A 15,331-nucleotide genomic window follows, 5' to 3' on the forward strand; every position below is an offset into this window, starting at 1 on the left:
ACTTCTTAACATTTCATCAAGGCATCGGTTCCTTTATTGCTCTTATGCTTAAACCTGCACCAATCAATTCATTTATGTATGTCGAAATTTTACGATGTTACTTACAACGTTCTCTGTTAAGAAGGTCTTTTCACGTACACCTTCAGATTGATAGTTCCCAACTGGGGATAACAGATGATTGCCTTGTTCCTATCTACATGCCAAGTTTGCTCTTTGCGAGAAGCGAAAATTGGATGTCAGCTTCAAGTCCTTCTCGTGTGCAAAAAAATTTGCATCATCATTTTTGTTTTGTTTCACTATTCATACATCTCCTATAAATCAAGATAGCCTCCTAAGATGAATACTACGTCAATTTCAGTAAGCTATCTATCTCCTTCTTACTATTTCTTTCACCTCATTTTCTTGATGAATCATTGTCCTTATACTGACAAATGCTTGCTTATCTATCTGCCCCATCAGAGGTTCAGATTCATTCAAACAATAACACTTCCTTTTTGACAATTAATTGTAATTTAATGATTAAAGCGTTCTTTCAACAAGGTAAATCAAACGCATTAGGTCTTATCTCCTAATGTATTTTACAGAAATAAGTCTTTTTTACTCATCCTTAATAAGTTATCAAGAAGATAAGCAAACTATATCCATATTGCAGCTTATAAGAATCTCCCTGCCTAGGCTTAGTTTTCGACAATTTATCCAGGCAGTAAAAAAAGAATAAATGTATAACGGTTATTCTTAAAATCGCTTAATCAAAATTTAATGGGGTGAATGTTTTATGAGAATGAAAAAAGCTTTTATAGGTCTCTCACTCTTATTTATAATTGTTCCTGGTATCGCTAAGTCGGCCGATTCTTTTAATCCCGCTTCTAAAAATGATCGTGGCGGTATCGTGGCAAATTGGAAATTCACAAAACAGCATGTTAAAAGCGGTTCAATCGATAAAGGTAATTTAGTTTTAGAAGATACAAGCAAACAAGGAAATGATTTGGAGTTAGTGACAATAGGAGATCCTGCCTCGCCTGAATTGAAAAATATGATTCAATGGTCTGAAGAAGATTATTATGATCAACAAGAAGGAGGAAGCATGGAATTCGCAAATTATGAGAACGCACCTTCAGGAAGATACTTCAAAACCAAAAAGGATGCACCAATAAATTCTGAGAAATTCGATAAGGGTTTTACCATTGAAGCGGTTTTTAAGTTGCCAAGGGAATCAAAGAGCGGCATGGGTCTTTTTTCCAGACAAGGACAGGCTGCCGATCTTAATAAATTGAAAGGCGAGAAGAAGATACTTTCGGCTTTATCTATATCCAGTGATCAAAAAATTCACTGGACAAGCCATCCATCTAATTTAAATTATAATGTTAGCAATTGGTCCCGAGCTTTAAATCCTGATGAGTGGTACCATTTGGCGGTCGTTAATGATAGTTACACGACGACTTTAACTTTGAATGGCGTAAGTGATTACGGAAAATCAGAAAAGGTCATCGGAATTGCAGCATTAAAAGGTAAAGGCTGGAACATCGGAGCCTCTGAATGGGGAAATAAGCTGGGTGGACTATTCGGGGGGAATATCCAAGAAATACGAATTGCTAATAAGGCTTTGACTGAAAAAGAATGGATTGTGCAGGATGCTCGCGACGATAAACCATTTGAAGGATCAAATAAAGCTTTACCCTTTTTAACGGATAAAAATAACTATAATTTTCTTTTTGTTCCAGATACCCAGAAATATTCAAGCCAAAATCCCGAGATTTTCAATAGCCAAATGAACTGGATATCCAATAACACTAAGAAGAACAATATCATTATGAATACATTTGTTGGGGACATAGTCGATAATGATTCAGAAGAACAATGGCAGAATTCCCTCGGAGCCATTTTCCATTTGGATAAAAATGAAGTTCCATATATGATAGCGGCCGGAAATCATGACTATGCGAAAGGAGATCCTTTCTTAACACATTATGGGCCGAAGCGTTTTGTTAATAAAAAATACTATAAGGAGTCTTCGCCCTCTGGATATAGCTCTTATGCAATGGCAAAATCAGGAAGTTATGAATACTTAATCTTAATAGTGGATATGAAAAGTTTGCATAAGGACTTGGAATGGTCAAAACAGGTTCTAGATCAACATAAAGATAAACCGACGATCCTCGTCTCACATGATATTATTTACCCTAAAGTTAAAGATGATAAAACCATTGCCGTCGAGTCTTCTAATGGCCGACTGATTTGGAGGGAACTTGTTAAGGACCACAATCAAGTGTTCATGACGGTAAATGGACATTATTTTGGAATAGCACATCAGGTAAAACAAAACTCAGCAGGAAACGATGTCATTCAGATGCTAGTCAATTACCAAACGAATTATCGAGGGGGGAATGGCTGGCTACGACTTGTAGAATTTGATGAAAAGAAAAAAGAACTGATATTCCGTACCTATTCCCCATTTGTCGATGAAATGTCTACAAAAGAAAAATCTTATATCGATTATAAATTTTTAACTGGTGAAAATAATTCATTTACATTGAATTGGGACTTTAAAAATAGATTTAACTTTAATTAATTTACTAAGATGAAGAAAAAACCCACCACCCTAGGTGTAACCAAGCTATATTATCAACCTAGGGGGATTCCTTTATTTGGAGCCTATTTTTCTACTAATTTTAATCGTCATGCTTCATTCATCATTTTTTTTCCAAAACCAGATAGTATTTTGATTTAGTAATTGATATATTCTTTTCTTTACCGTAATTCAGTATATTCTTTAAGACCTCATCTGGATTAAAACCAAAAATCCGAATATTTAGCCCTTTTTTCAAACGGATAATAAACCCATCCGCACAGTTGTGAATTTCAACTGGATGATTTGTTCAGGGTAGATTACTTTTTTATAGATTGGCATTTTCCAAAATTTTATTTGGTAGGATAAACAATCATTCTCCATAATAAATTCATAATGAATGAAGAATGCTGCGAGAAGAAAAACCAATGTTGCAAATTGAATGTAACTTATGAATCCCATGGAGAAATCTTTTATAATGATGTGAGGAAGGATTATACTTGACATTAAAAATCCTAATAGCACTCTTTGAGTTCTTGCAATATAGATCATTCCTATCCCCTTTTAGTCTTATTGATGAAATATCTTTTTCTTTTCTCTTCTTTTAGTCCGCACCTTATCAGGGACTCGAGCGACATTGTTCTTTGTTTTAGTTTATTTAAATGATTGTAAAAGAAAGTTATGATTCGCTACATGGTTACGCGAACTTAATCAAAGTTGCCCTATAAATGTAAAAGGTAGTCAGTAGATAACCTAGTTTCCCAGATACAATAAATCCCAATATAATAACGGACTTGCCTCAGGATGTCATAATAAAACCTAAATAAGGGTTGGTGTATTCCTGAGTTAGGATAAACCGTGAATCTTCATGCAGCTTTTTTCATTATTGATTGATACTTTCCGAACCAATTGACAACAAGGACTCCGAAAATAGCAATCACGCCGCCAATGACTGAAAGAGTACTCGGCACCTCTTGCAGCCAAACCCAGGCGACGAAAATGGCAATAACAGGTTCAATGTATAACAGACTAGAAACGGAACTTGCTTTTCCTAGCGAGAGTGCAATTGCCCATGTAACATAACCGATGGCCGCAGGGAAAACACCAACAAAAATCGCTGATATATGACCTTCCATTGTAGCTTGTTGAATATCTTGAAAGAGCCCAGGAAGGAATATGAAAAAGGGTATTGTACCGATCCATGTGAAATAAGCTGTCAATTCAATCGGATTATAGCGGCTAAACAGCGGCTTTTGGAAAACAAAAAACACCGCAGAAGCAACAGCAGACATCAGCACTAAAAAGGCTCCTTCAGAAATATTTAGTGAAGGGCCTGCAGTACCTAATGTTATTAAGGTGATCCCTATGAATCCTATACCTAAACCAATCCATCCCAATAAACCGAGGCGTTCTTTTAAAACGATTGCAGCGATGATCGCGATGAAAACAGGTGCTGAACCAATCAGCATTCCAGCGGTTCCCGCCGAAACGGTTAGTTCCCCGAATGTTACCCCGATATGGTAAATACTAATACCAATAAATGCGAGGATCGATATCCTCAACATATCCCCTTTTTTCGGGAGTCGAAATTTCACCCCAGGCCATAGAGCATAAAGGACAAAAACCCCTGATGCTATTAAATAACGAACAAGCACCAAATGGCCAGCTGAATACCCGCCATGCAAGCCTGCACGAATAGCAGCGAATGTAGATCCCCAAATAATAACTGTAATAGATCCCAATAAAAATGCCTTAGTGTTCAAAAGCTATTCCTCCCTAACCATTCACTATAAATTGAAGGTATCATGGATACGGAAGAACTTCAATAAAATTCCTAACCTGCTGTAAAGTGGCATAGTAAGTTAAAGGATTTTCATTTGCTGTAATTCTCTCCTGCTTTCTATAAATTTATAGACTAAACCCACATCCATTCCTTCACGCTGACATTTTTGACTTCTATCCCGTCTTCTTCCGTCATCCGTTTATGACTCTGGCAAAACCCAAACAGTAATGAATGTATCAAAATTGAGTCGTGTCCAACAAAGGCATATCCATCACAACGATGTCTGCTTGAATGTTTTTCGTGATGACATTCCCTTTATTTCGTCCACAACGTTTCAGTAATGAAGGTAGATCTAAACAATAAATCCTGCTAATTACGAAATAGTAAGTATATAGCTATTTGGGGATGACCAATACAATTCATATTCTAACGAGGTTTATTTTAAAATAAACAAAATCTTTATAGGGTTCATCCGGCAATGATACCTACAACATCTTGAACTAGTAAACGATAAAAAACGGGACTGATACTACGGACTTCTTGGCTTTAAAAGTCTGTATTGCTGGAACACAAGTAATTTTGATTTAAAGAAATCTGCTATTTGTTTTCCTTTAGCTCCATTCCATTTCAATTCGGACTGTAAAAATCCGAGTGTGTCGGCATTGTACAGACCGGCAACCCTCTGCTTCTAGCTCATATATGCCGTCCCTATTAAAATCAACCGGATATAAACCATATAAAGGATTTACCCATCCTTCTATCGGTGCCTTCAAAACACTATTCTTGTTTATAAAATTATATGAAGGAATTTGGGGTATAGCCTTGGATTTTTAGTGACTAAGGGTACTGGTAGGACCTTAAACGATAAGCTAAGCAACTCAAAAGAGGTTTTTGGTGGATCAAACATCAGGTTTCTCGATTTATTACTTTCTTCTCATTGATAAATATTTCAATTTATGTCAATTGAAACCGAATTACGAGTTTGTTATCTTAGAAGAATGAACCGGTTCATGACTATTTTCTGTATATAAATGTTAGACAATATAAGGAGAGATGAAACCATGACACAAGAACAGAAATCAACGAGTGCAGTGGAACAGTATGCTAATCTCATTCCCATGAGAGAAATTGATTCGAACGCAGATCAATTATTTCCTTTTCCAATCTTTAATGATTTACTGCAAAAAAATCCTGTAAGGTACGACGAGTCTCGAAGCTGCTGGGATGTGTTTCGATATGAAGACGTTCATTATATTCTAAAAAATCCAAAACTGTTTTCATCGGAACGAGGTTCTGGAACTTTGCAAGGAAGCATTTTGACAATGGATCCTCCTAGACATACGAAAATGAGAAACTTAGTGAACAAGGCCTTCACTCCTAAAGCAGTGAAGGATTTAAGAAATAAAATCGAAGAAGTGACACATTATCTTCTCGATCAAGTTAATGAGAAGGAAACCATGGATCTCGTTCATGATCTTGCTGGCCCGTTGCCTGTCATTATAATTGCCGAATTATTGGGGGTCCCTACTAAGGATCGCGATCTTTTTAAAACCTATTCCGATGTTCTCGTGGAAGGTGCCAAAGACAATTCAAGTGAAGCCTTCCAAATCATGACCCAAAAACGCACGGAAGGAAGCGAATTTCTTAAAGAATATTTCAAAAAAATAATTAAAGAGCGAAAAAATAATCCTGAAGAAGATTTAATTTCGCTATTAATAGCGGCTAAAATTGATGGGGAGGAATTAACAGAAGAAGAGTTACTATCTTTCTGTATTTTATTATTAGTTGCGGGGAATGAAACAACAACTAATTTAATTACAAATGCCGTGCGCTATTTGACAGAAGACGATAAAATACAAGAACAAGCTAGAACAAATCTGCCTTTAATACCAAAATTGGTAGAAGAAACATTACGCTTTTATCCTCCAATACAAGCAATTGGCCGTATTGCAAAAGAACATGTCACAGTTGGAGGCAAAACAATCCAAAAAGGGGAACAAGTGATTTGCTGGGTAGCTTCGGCAAACCGGGATGAACAAAAATTTTCAGAGCCTAATCGGTTTACGTTAGAAAGAAAGTTAAATCCTCATTTGAGTTTCGGGTTTGGTATTCATTTTTGTTTAGGTGCCCCACTTGCACGTCTGGAAGCTGAAGTAGCTCTAGGAACACTATTAAGCACATTTTCAAAATTGGAAGGTGTAAAAGGGGCTAAGCTCGAGGCGATTCCAAGTCCGTTTGTTTTTGGTGTGAAAAGCCTTCCTATAAAATTCACCAGATAATGAGCCTTGCTGCCTGAACATAAAAACAGTGAGTAGATACTATAAGCCTATCCATAACTAAAAATGAAGTTTTTTCATATAATCCCAATGAAAGAGAGTGTATTAGTTACGACCTTTTTCATTGGGGCATTCGGATTTCATTAACTGAAAATACAAAAAACGAAAATGAAAATCACAAAATGGTTTTCATTTTCGTTTAAAGACTATTTTAGGGCACATAACTTGATTTCTTATATCAAAATATTAGCTTTTTGGTTCGTTTAAAAGCAACCCTTTTTAACAAGCGATAGTTAATGGATTTCATCAATTAGTTTTTGCCGAGTTAGCAGCCAGCCTTGTCCAGCAAATAGGAGGACGGACAGAACAATGAAGCCAACACTTACCATTGTAATGGTTTGAACGTCAAAATATAATGCTCCCGTAGAATCAATCATCGCTAAGGTATACGTTAATGTGCAACCAACAATACTTCCTGCTACGATGCTATATGTTATAAATAGAAGAATTTGTGCAACGATAAGCTTGACTAACTGATTCGGTTTAAACCCAATTAGGCGTTGAATTGCGTAGTCTTGTCGTTTTGAATAAATGTAATGCATTAATGATTGGAATACCCCAACACAAGTTGCAGCTATTAAAATGAGAAGCACCCCAGCAAACAGTCCCCAACGCTGATGAAACATCCTCTCGGTCTGTTCAATGAGAACGGTTTTATTACGTTTATAAAGCAATCGCCACAATGAACAATACAGCATAAATTAGATAATGGTTAATAAACAAAATAGACAAATCAATACAAAATATTTGATAGGGAATTTGTTTTTTTCCTTCTTAAAGGCACCTTTTTTTATATCAATATTAAAAACAAAAAGTAAAGACATTATGAGAAAAAAAGAAACTATTTCTTTCATAGAAAACAGTCTACTTGTTATTCCTATGAGAAGCACTATCCCTACTAAACACCCCAAAGACATTGTAATATATTCTGGTTTAAACATTATTTTCTTCATATGTAATCCCTCTCTGAGTAACGATACCTAACTTAGCTTTAAAATTCATAAATAATTCTTGACCTATCGCTTTATGTTACCATAAAAACCCAACTATTTTTCGACTAAACTGCTCCTTTAATTCCCAAAAAAAAGGCTGTTTTCGCATACTTTGTTGCTATTTTACCAAGTAGTGCCGTGTGGTTGATTTCCCCTCCAGATGCTCGCTTTCCGCGGGGCGGGCGGTGAGCCTCCTCGGCGTAAACGCCTGTGGGGTCTCACCTGTCCCGCTGCTCCCGCAGGAGTCTCGCACTTCCGCTCCAATCAACCTTAAATAGTTTCGTTTTAAAAACAACAATCTTTACGAAAAGAGCCAAAAAAAAAACTGCCTTAAAGACAGTTTTGATCTTCAGCTAACACACCGTTAGCTCAACAATATTTTTTAGCTCTCCCGTCTACATTGTCCGGTCTCTTGCGACCAATACGAAGACTTGATCGTTGGAAATTCCTCTTTTTGAAGCTGAACCACCACGTTTTCTTGATTTACGAGTTGAGATAACCTTTCGACCTTTATGCCTTTCATCTACTTCTACTATTCCTTAAATGTACCTACGCTTTCTTTTGCAAGAGCAGCGTGAGTGATACCAACTATTTCGTTGACGACCACTCCGCTTACCATAACGAACAACTGACATACTTCCACAATGACGACAATGAAAAGCCGTGGGAAAACTTCCGCTCCCTAAGTTGACTAATTAAAGCTCCTTGTTGAGAAGAAGAAGGAGTGAAATGGCGGGTTAAAACCCTAGAATATATTCTTTGTCCTTATCGCTTAAAGAAGAATAGCACCCAATATGTTCGCACAGTCATTTGAATAACCCCTTTTGTCATTAATTACAATCAGGATATTACAAATGATTACGGTTTATTCAAAATCAACCATGAACTTTAACATAACCTTTATTATCTTCAATTAATTTTTTTCTTTTTGTTTTTCTACTAATTGAGATAAACGATTTACTTCATACGTTTAAATTCATTACTTATTTGCATAAACATTTCATTAGCGCCACTTTGTTCAAAGGCTTGTCCGAGCAACAAATCCATTTATTTCGATTTTTCCTCTTTTTCCTTATCTCTTTGCAACTGATAATATAAGCTCTCCTTTTTTGGTAATGTTTATATCCACTTAAAATGACGCATGAATCATAAATAAAATAAGGAACCCAATAGCCAGTTTAAAGTGCCATTTTTTATCTTTTCTTTTGAATCGTTTAAGCCCCATAAATAGGAGGAAAACCAAGAGAACAATAGCAAGAATTCCCGTGGTATGCGTAAAATCCCATTTAAATCCTCTTATGATCGCCAAATATCCATGAAGAAAAACGACTCCAGTAGATACTAACGCAAGGGGAACATGCCATTTTCTTACTAACTTTCCGATAAACTGCAAGAAATTTTTCATTTGAAAATTCCTCCACATTATCGTTTTCAAGCATTTCCACTTTAATAAAAGAAAAACAGGATAGATTGCCAAAACGGCAAAATACAAAATTCTTGAAATCGACCCAAATTGTTTTACGATTATCTTATAATGTTTGTAATCTTGCATCATTAGCTGCTGATGATTAAGAGAAATAAGTAAAAGTCCTATGAAAAATAAACAAATAGTTATAATTAAACAGATAATGATGATTCTTAGTTCTTTTGGATTTGGAATATAGCTGGATAAAAAGTGATTGTTTTTTCTTGTACTCCGTTTTGAACTCATCGTATAGTACCCCTAGTCTTTTGAATGGAAAATATATTGTCAGTATAGTCTGTATAAATGAAAATTCCATGAAAAATGAATGAAAATTGGATTATTTTTATAGAATGCACGAAAATATCTAAAACCATACTTTAGGAAAACTAAAGACGAATTTGGAGACTATGTGAACTGGTTTAATAAGCTAAGAATTCATGGAACTCTTGGCTACTTAAGTCCTCTAGAATAAAAAAATTATCCCTTAAAAAAGTTGTTTGATTAATGTTGACAATCCAAATGAATTACTTATTTGCATAAACATTTCATTAGCGCCACTTTGTTCAAAGGCCTTTTGATTTTCCCTCTTTTTCCTTATCTGTTTGCAACTGATGATATAAGTTCTCCTTAACTCTTCTTTCACATCATCTTTCATCTGTCATTTGTGTACCAATTGTTCAAGACCAGCAAGTGTTCGGTTGGCTGACCTTTGATTAATTAGGAGAGGAATTTGATCATTCAAAAAAAGAACTGACTCTACTTGAACAGGTCGGAAAACGGCAAGGTTTATATTTATCAAGAAAGGATGGTGAGGTAAATTGATACTGACCTACAATTGACGGAGCGTGAATCCATTTGCTGGCGGAGGGAAATAACAATAAAAAATTAAGCGACCATACTATTAGGGAATATGTAACCAGTTTATTGACAAAATTCAAGGCTAAAAACCGTACACAAGTAGTCGTCTACGGATTTCGCTTAAGTCTATTAAAGTAATATCAAGATTCCTTTATTGGTTAATTGGGCAAAGCAGAATAAGTTCTTCCATAGTTATTCTTTTTACAGTATCTGCCATATCGTAATCATATTAAGCGGCTTTGAAGAAAGGTTCTGTCATTCAACATACGATTCCGTTCCGCTTTTTGCCATATAAAATATGATTGAAGGAAAATCAATTCATGTACTCATATTTATAATCGCCTGTTTTTTGAATAGTAACTTCCACCTGAATATTACGAATGGAGTCCTCATTAAGGTTGAAATCTTTTTTATGAATTTCTTTCCATTTTTTTAAATCCTTTCTGTAGATAACTCCTTCTAAATTATAGATGTCTAAATTTTTTTCAAGGGCGTATTTGTAAGTATCCCTAATTTCTTTCTCTAATGCCCTCTCTGTTTTTTCTCTAAGTTGGGTAAAGGGGATGTTTCCTTCCATATCCATCACGGCACCATCTACTTCAATTGAAATATCGAATTCCACTTTATCATTTACATAAATTGGTTTTATTTTGAATTTAGGCCTGTATAGAGATAATTCAACATCGATGTTTTTATTGATTTTTATTGCAACCGGGGACCTTACCGTGGATTTTGTTAACCATCTCAATCCCCCAAGATGCTTATTTCCAATCTCCCCCTTTAGTTGATTATTTTTAATAAAATAGGCCCCTGATAGTTTTACGGTGTCCTGTGATTTTTCTTTGAATTTCCACACCTCAGTTTTTAGCGAAATCTTCGGTAGTTTTATTGTCATTCCTGTTTCATAATTTTGCGTATAGAATCTATGGATCCTGATGGGTTCGACATAGGATCTCAATTTATAAATATCATTTGGATTGAAAATGCTTGTTTGCACAGAAGAGCCGAATAAACTATTGACAAAGAGGATTTTTTCTAAGGAATCATCGGTTCCATATAACCAAGTGGTTTCCCTAATTTGCTGAAATCTTAAAATGGGATCATTTATGTTGTCCAATCCATGTTTTAGTATGCTTTCAGAGAAAATGATCAATTTAACATGAGCCCAATAAATATACTGATTTGCCCTTTTATAAATGTCATTCATGGCCACTTGCAGGGTTTCCCCTTGCCCTTTCGCGACCCAAACAGGAGTCGGTTTGGGTTCCAGGCCTTCTTGTTTAGCCACACCGGCAAAAGACGTCACCTGCACATAAACGACATACTGACCATTTTGATAATCTATCCCCATTGCACTTATATATTGAATATCTTGAATATCTTTAGAATCCCAGCACCCACTTAAAAGAACAAGGCTCATAACCATTAGTATAAATCTTAATATCATTTTCATTAGCCATTTCCTTTTGTTTTGTCCTTAGTTTTCAACATTTCAGGTCGTTTCTTTTTAAAGAGATATGGCTTGTCAAAGACACCGCCGCCTAGTAAATCTTTAAAAGATATCGGTGAGATGGGCGCTAAATAGGGTAAACCATAAACCTGCAGCCTTGATAGATAGAGGACAATCGAGAAAACGCCCAGAAAAAATCCGAATAATCCCAAAAAGGACGAGAGGAATAATATAAAAAATCTTGCTATGCTTACAATCCCACCTAGGGACTGATTAATTAATGTATAGGTGGCTACCGCAGTAGTACCTGCCACCACCAACATCGTCGGGGATGCAATCCCTCCTCTAATTGCCGCATCCCCTATGATCAAGCCACCCACAACAGCCAGTGATTGGCCAATTGCTCTGGGTAGTGTGATTCCTGCCTCCCGAAACAACTCAAATAAACCCAAAATCAAGAAAGCTTCTAGTTGCGTTGATAAAGGCAACCCAAATCTAGATACGGTTATTGTCGCTAAAAATGAGAAGGGGAGCTGGTCTAATTGAAATGATATTAATGCTATATAAAAACCTGGAAGAAATATTGATATCATTAGTCCGATAATGCGAAAGAAATATTCGAAATTTGTGTAGTAAGATGGAGTATGACGATCTTCCGCTGATTTTAACAAGAATGTAATATTACCTGGACCAATTAAGGCAGTTGGTGACCCATCCACTAAAATGGCAAAGCGCCCATTATTTAAACTGGCTACAGTAAAATCCGGCCTCCCAGAATAATCAAACAATGGGACCAGGTTGAACTTACTGCCTGATAAAAATTCTTCAAGTTCAGTAGTTCCCAACAAGACATCTGTGTTTATTGAAGAGATTTCCCTCGTTACTTTTTCAATGATTTCTGGATTTACAACATCCTTCACATATAATAAATTGATTTTTGTCTTGCTTCTTTTCCCAATGGTAAATGATTGATTTTCGAGTGATGCGGTTTTATATCTTTTTCTGATCAACCCTAAATTAACAGAGATATCTTCAATAAATCCATCACGCGGACCTCGAATGGAAGTTTCATTACTTGTTTCTTCGGGACTTCGATTCGGGATGCTTGGTAAGGAAAACATATATAATAATTCCAATTCTTCGAATAGCATCAGGACCATCCCTGAAAATACGTTTTCCTCCACCTCTTCTTTTGCAGTGGTCAAAGGGAAAATCCTACTGACTTGAAATTCGTCTTGTGGATCTTCAATAACCTCCTCTTCCCTCAGCTTAGAATTTATCAATACATTACCTTCAAGGCGTGCTACTGATTCCCACATTTTTTTGACATCGACCAACACTTCTGAAAAAATCAAAATACACGGATTTATTTTCCCATCAAATGTAATGGTATGCTTTTTAAATTTTACATCCGAGCTCATTCCGAATAGTTCATTGAAATACTCTGTTTTTAGTTGGATCTCCTTAGAACTCCCCTTATTTACCTTGTTCAATAGAGGCTCCATTCTTTTTCACCCTTTCTTTCAAAAAAATGACTAAGTTAATGAATAAGGTTATAACCAAAATGCAAATCACACTCAATTTAAAATAATATCGGTCCGTAAAATTCCTGAATGCTGTAATCTCGATCGGTATCCAAAGCGCAATGATTAAGGTGACTGATATAACAAGCAATAAAACATTTTTTATTTTTTTTGATTTAATCTGAAACAGTTCCCCCATTAGGAAAATCGATAACGATACACGGATAAATGCACCTGAAAGCCATTGGTATATTGAAAAAAAATCCAGCCGGTTCAAATACTTACCCATGGTCAGTAACCTCCATTGAGCATATGCAGGATTGTTGATTTTAGCTGCCTGTACCGGACCAAACTCCGTAATGGAGCCTATTATTGGTCCCATAGTAATAAACAAAATAAATAACCCCAAAAAAAGTAAACTCCTGAACTTTATTTTTGTGTTTACAAACTGTTGAATCAAAACGAGAAGAAATATCTCTGAAAAACCTCCACCAAGTATTACGACCCCATTCCATGCAGGTGTAACCCCATTTTCAAAAATAGGGAAAAGCAAGGAGTAATCCTTAAACTGTATATTTGCAGTCATTATCATAAATCCAAGTGCCACAACAAGGGGCAAAACCAGTCCCCCGGCAATTGCTATTGTTTTGATTCCAGCTTCGGCAGCAAAAAAGCATAGGATGATGAAAGGTATAAATAATATATAATCTGGCGTTTGAATCATATAAGTACTGTTTACCCAGGAAAATGTGCTATATAAAGTAACAAACACGTTTAACATAATATATAAGAAGAGAAGGATTTTTATGGACCAGGCGGCGAGCGGATGACTGTGAGTATGAAGCCATTCAATGATATGCTGTTGCTTTGTTTTGCTTATTATCCAATAAACCATGGGAAGCCATAATAGAAAAAGCACCCCGGTACCTAAAGCACTAATCCATGAATCTCTTCCAGCCGCACCAAGCAGTGAAGGCAAAACTATAACATGGTTCATCAACCCAGTAGATAGAATCAGCACCAGTGTTGCTTGAAAAGTAGATATACTCTTTATCATATGACACATCCCCTCTCTTTTAATATGAGGAGGCATTTTTGTTTTTATTCACACTGTGTATCATTTCTTTAAGAACTGATAGATAATTGAAAGTCTCCACCCGTTAATAAGCTCAGCTGAATGCACTGCCATTTATCATTGGCTATGCGATATCAAGTAGTTTAGAGGCATTTTTTGTTACAAGTCATTTAGGCTAACAAAGAAAAAACAGACCGAAATTTTGAATTCGGTCTGTTTTTTCTTTGTTAAGCTAAGGAACTCCTTATATTGAAAATAAGGGAGCAAAATGAACAATTATTCAGACAATGTTACTCATTTTGCTTCATCGTTTTTTTGTCTTTCCAGATAAAAACCATCCACCCAAAGCAATAAGAAGCATGACTGTCCAAAAGGTTATATTCCAAATGGGTCCTTCAACAAAATCATGAGGAATAATGTGCACGGAAGGATGGGCAAGAGTATGCATTAATAACTTAATCCCTACCCAACCTACGATTAACATTGCTGCTGTTTCGAGGCTAGGTCGTTCTGTCAATATCTTAACGAAGTAACCTGCCGCAAACCGAATGACAATTAAGCCTGCAATTGCTCCTATTAATATAACAATGAATTTAGCCCCATCCATACCTCCAATATCGCCCATGGGTGTATCTGGCAAGGCAATGACTAGAGCGACTGCAGCTAAAATGGAATCAATAGCAAAGGCAATATCAGCTAATGCAATTTGTGCAACAGTCATACGGTAGCTTTTCACTTTTTTTTCTTTTTCCCCGTGGTCCTTTTTTAGTAAATGTTTTAAAGAGATGAAAATCAAATACGCAGCACCAATTGCCTGTACTTGCCAAACATGGAAAAGGTAAGAAATGATAAAGATTGCACCAATCCTGAATATAAAAGCTAAAAGCAATCCAATATTGATTGCTTTTTTTTGCTGTTCTTTTGGTAAATGCTTCGACATAATGGCTAAAACCAATGCATTGTCAGCAGATAATAAACCTTCTAAAAAAATTAAAATAATTAAAACCCAGCCATACTCCAATAATAAAGATAGTTCCATAATACCCCCCTATAAGCATGTATAAGTATATGTAAATGACTTCAATATCGTCTGTATACATTACCTGAATAATAATCCCCCAACACTTTCTCCTCCATTATTATCCCATTGTAGCCACTTCCTTATTCAACCCTTCCGTCCCATATGCTCCAATCGAGTAGAGGGAAAATAAATGTATTATTTTCGCCCCTCTCACAACACCGTACGTACGGTTCGCGTATACGGCGTTTCAATTTATATCACA

At 36.0% G+C, this 15,331-nt stretch carries 10 protein-coding genes and 4 pseudogenes; 3 read left to right on the forward strand and 11 right to left on the reverse strand.

The window, feature by feature from the left end:
- Window positions 1-775 precede the first annotated feature (775 nt).
- Window positions 776-2,569 (forward strand): LamG-like jellyroll fold domain-containing protein, encoded by a 1,794-nt coding sequence (locus ACQKKK_RS21865; protein ID WP_427619059.1) that lies wholly within the window; start codon window positions 776-778, stop codon window positions 2,567-2,569.
- Window positions 2,570-2,821: 252 nt separating this feature from the next.
- Here ACQKKK_RS21865 and ACQKKK_RS21870 read toward each other — a convergent pair whose 3' ends face one another.
- From ACQKKK_RS21870 to ACQKKK_RS21885, 4 genes and pseudogenes are all read right to left on the reverse strand, one after another.
- On the reverse strand, window positions 2,822-3,118 hold the full coding sequence (locus ACQKKK_RS21870) for a hypothetical protein (RefSeq protein ID WP_427619060.1): 297 nt from the start codon (window positions 3,116-3,118) through the stop codon (window positions 2,822-2,824).
- 314 nt (window positions 3,119-3,432) lie between these two features.
- Window positions 3,433-4,329, reverse strand: a complete 897-nt coding sequence (locus tag ACQKKK_RS21875; RefSeq protein WP_427619062.1) for a DMT family transporter — start codon at window positions 4,327-4,329, stop codon at window positions 3,433-3,435.
- Window positions 4,330-4,588: 259 nt separating this feature from the next.
- Window positions 4,589-4,687: pseudogene (locus tag ACQKKK_RS21880) on the reverse strand (recombinase family protein); the annotation flags it as partial.
- Window positions 4,688-4,878: 191 nt separating this feature from the next.
- Window positions 4,879-5,137, reverse strand: a pseudogene (locus ACQKKK_RS21885) (hypothetical protein); the annotation flags it as partial.
- A 273-nt stretch (window positions 5,138-5,410) separates the two neighbouring features.
- Between ACQKKK_RS21885 and ACQKKK_RS21890 the strand changes: the two are divergent.
- Complete coding sequence (locus ACQKKK_RS21890; RefSeq protein ID WP_427619064.1) at window positions 5,411-6,628, forward strand: cytochrome P450; 1,218 nt, start codon at window positions 5,411-5,413, stop codon at window positions 6,626-6,628.
- A 290-nt stretch (window positions 6,629-6,918) separates the two neighbouring features.
- Here the strand turns inward: ACQKKK_RS21890 and ACQKKK_RS21895 are convergent, their stop codons facing one another.
- From ACQKKK_RS21895 to ACQKKK_RS21905, 3 genes and pseudogenes are all read right to left on the reverse strand, one after another.
- On the reverse strand, window positions 6,919-7,359 hold the full coding sequence (locus ACQKKK_RS21895; RefSeq protein WP_427619065.1) for an FtsX-like permease family protein: 441 nt from the start codon (window positions 7,357-7,359) through the stop codon (window positions 6,919-6,921).
- Window positions 7,360-8,081: 722 nt separating this feature from the next.
- Window positions 8,082-8,483 (reverse strand): annotated as a pseudogene (locus ACQKKK_RS21900) (IS1595-like element ISSpps1 family transposase); the annotation flags it as partial.
- Between the two features lie 323 nt (window positions 8,484-8,806).
- Entirely contained in the window at window positions 8,807-9,082 is a 276-nt protein-coding gene (locus ACQKKK_RS21905; protein ID WP_427619067.1) for a hypothetical protein, read from the reverse strand.
- A 451-nt stretch (window positions 9,083-9,533) separates the two neighbouring features.
- On the opposite strand from ACQKKK_RS21905, the pseudogene ACQKKK_RS21910 reads away from it, so the two are divergent.
- Window positions 9,534-9,614: pseudogene (locus ACQKKK_RS21910) on the forward strand (IS3 family transposase); the annotation flags it as partial.
- Between the two features lie 699 nt (window positions 9,615-10,313).
- Here the strand turns inward: ACQKKK_RS21910 and ACQKKK_RS21915 are convergent.
- The 4 genes from ACQKKK_RS21915 to ACQKKK_RS21930 all read right to left on the reverse strand — a co-directional run bounded on the left by ACQKKK_RS21915 (window position 10,314) and on the right by ACQKKK_RS21930 (window position 15,087).
- Window positions 10,314-11,453, reverse strand: coding sequence for a Ger(x)C family spore germination protein (locus ACQKKK_RS21915; protein ID WP_427619069.1), 1,140 nt, complete (start codon window positions 11,451-11,453; stop codon window positions 10,314-10,316).
- Complete coding sequence (locus ACQKKK_RS21920; RefSeq protein ID WP_427619070.1) at window positions 11,453-12,955, reverse strand: spore germination protein; 1,503 nt, start codon at window positions 12,953-12,955, stop codon at window positions 11,453-11,455. The genes ACQKKK_RS21915 and ACQKKK_RS21920 overlap by 1 nt, the downstream gene beginning before the upstream one ends.
- Window positions 12,927-14,030 carry a GerAB/ArcD/ProY family transporter gene (locus tag ACQKKK_RS21925; protein WP_427619072.1) on the reverse strand — a complete coding sequence of 368 codons (1,104 nt, stop codon included), beginning with the start codon at window positions 14,028-14,030 and terminating at the stop codon, window positions 12,927-12,929. The genes ACQKKK_RS21920 and ACQKKK_RS21925 overlap by 29 nt, the downstream gene beginning before the upstream one ends.
- 322 nt (window positions 14,031-14,352) lie before the next feature.
- Window positions 14,353-15,087, reverse strand: a complete 735-nt coding sequence (locus tag ACQKKK_RS21930) for a TerC family protein (protein WP_427619074.1) — start codon at window positions 15,085-15,087, stop codon at window positions 14,353-14,355.
- Between the last annotated feature and the right edge of the window lie 244 nt (window positions 15,088-15,331).

Source organism: Peribacillus sp. NPDC006672, from assembly GCF_050274955.1.
In the GTDB taxonomy this organism is placed as follows: Bacteria; Bacillota; Bacilli; order Bacillales; family DSM-1321; genus Peribacillus.

Coding starts and splice junctions, on each gene's coding strand:
- ACQKKK_RS21905 (WP_427619067.1), bottom strand. CDS start 9,082: ATGAAAAATTTCTTGCAGTTTATCGGAAAGTTAGTAAGAAAATGGCAT.
- ACQKKK_RS21915 (WP_427619069.1), bottom strand. CDS start 11,453: ATGAAAATGATATTAAGATTTATACTAATGGTTATGAGCCTTGTTCTT.
- ACQKKK_RS21865 (WP_427619059.1), top strand. CDS start 776: ATGAGAATGAAAAAAGCTTTTATAGGTCTCTCACTCTTATTTATAATT.
- ACQKKK_RS21920 (WP_427619070.1), bottom strand. CDS start 12,955: ATGGAGCCTCTATTGAACAAGGTAAATAAGGGGAGTTCTAAGGAGATC.
- ACQKKK_RS21890 (WP_427619064.1), top strand. CDS start 5,411: ATGACACAAGAACAGAAATCAACGAGTGCAGTGGAACAGTATGCTAAT.
- ACQKKK_RS21870 (WP_427619060.1), bottom strand. CDS start 3,118: ATGATCTATATTGCAAGAACTCAAAGAGTGCTATTAGGATTTTTAATG.
- ACQKKK_RS21930 (WP_427619074.1), bottom strand. CDS start 15,087: ATGGAACTATCTTTATTATTGGAGTATGGCTGGGTTTTAATTATTTTA.
- ACQKKK_RS21925 (WP_427619072.1), bottom strand. CDS start 14,030: ATGATAAAGAGTATATCTACTTTTCAAGCAACACTGGTGCTGATTCTA.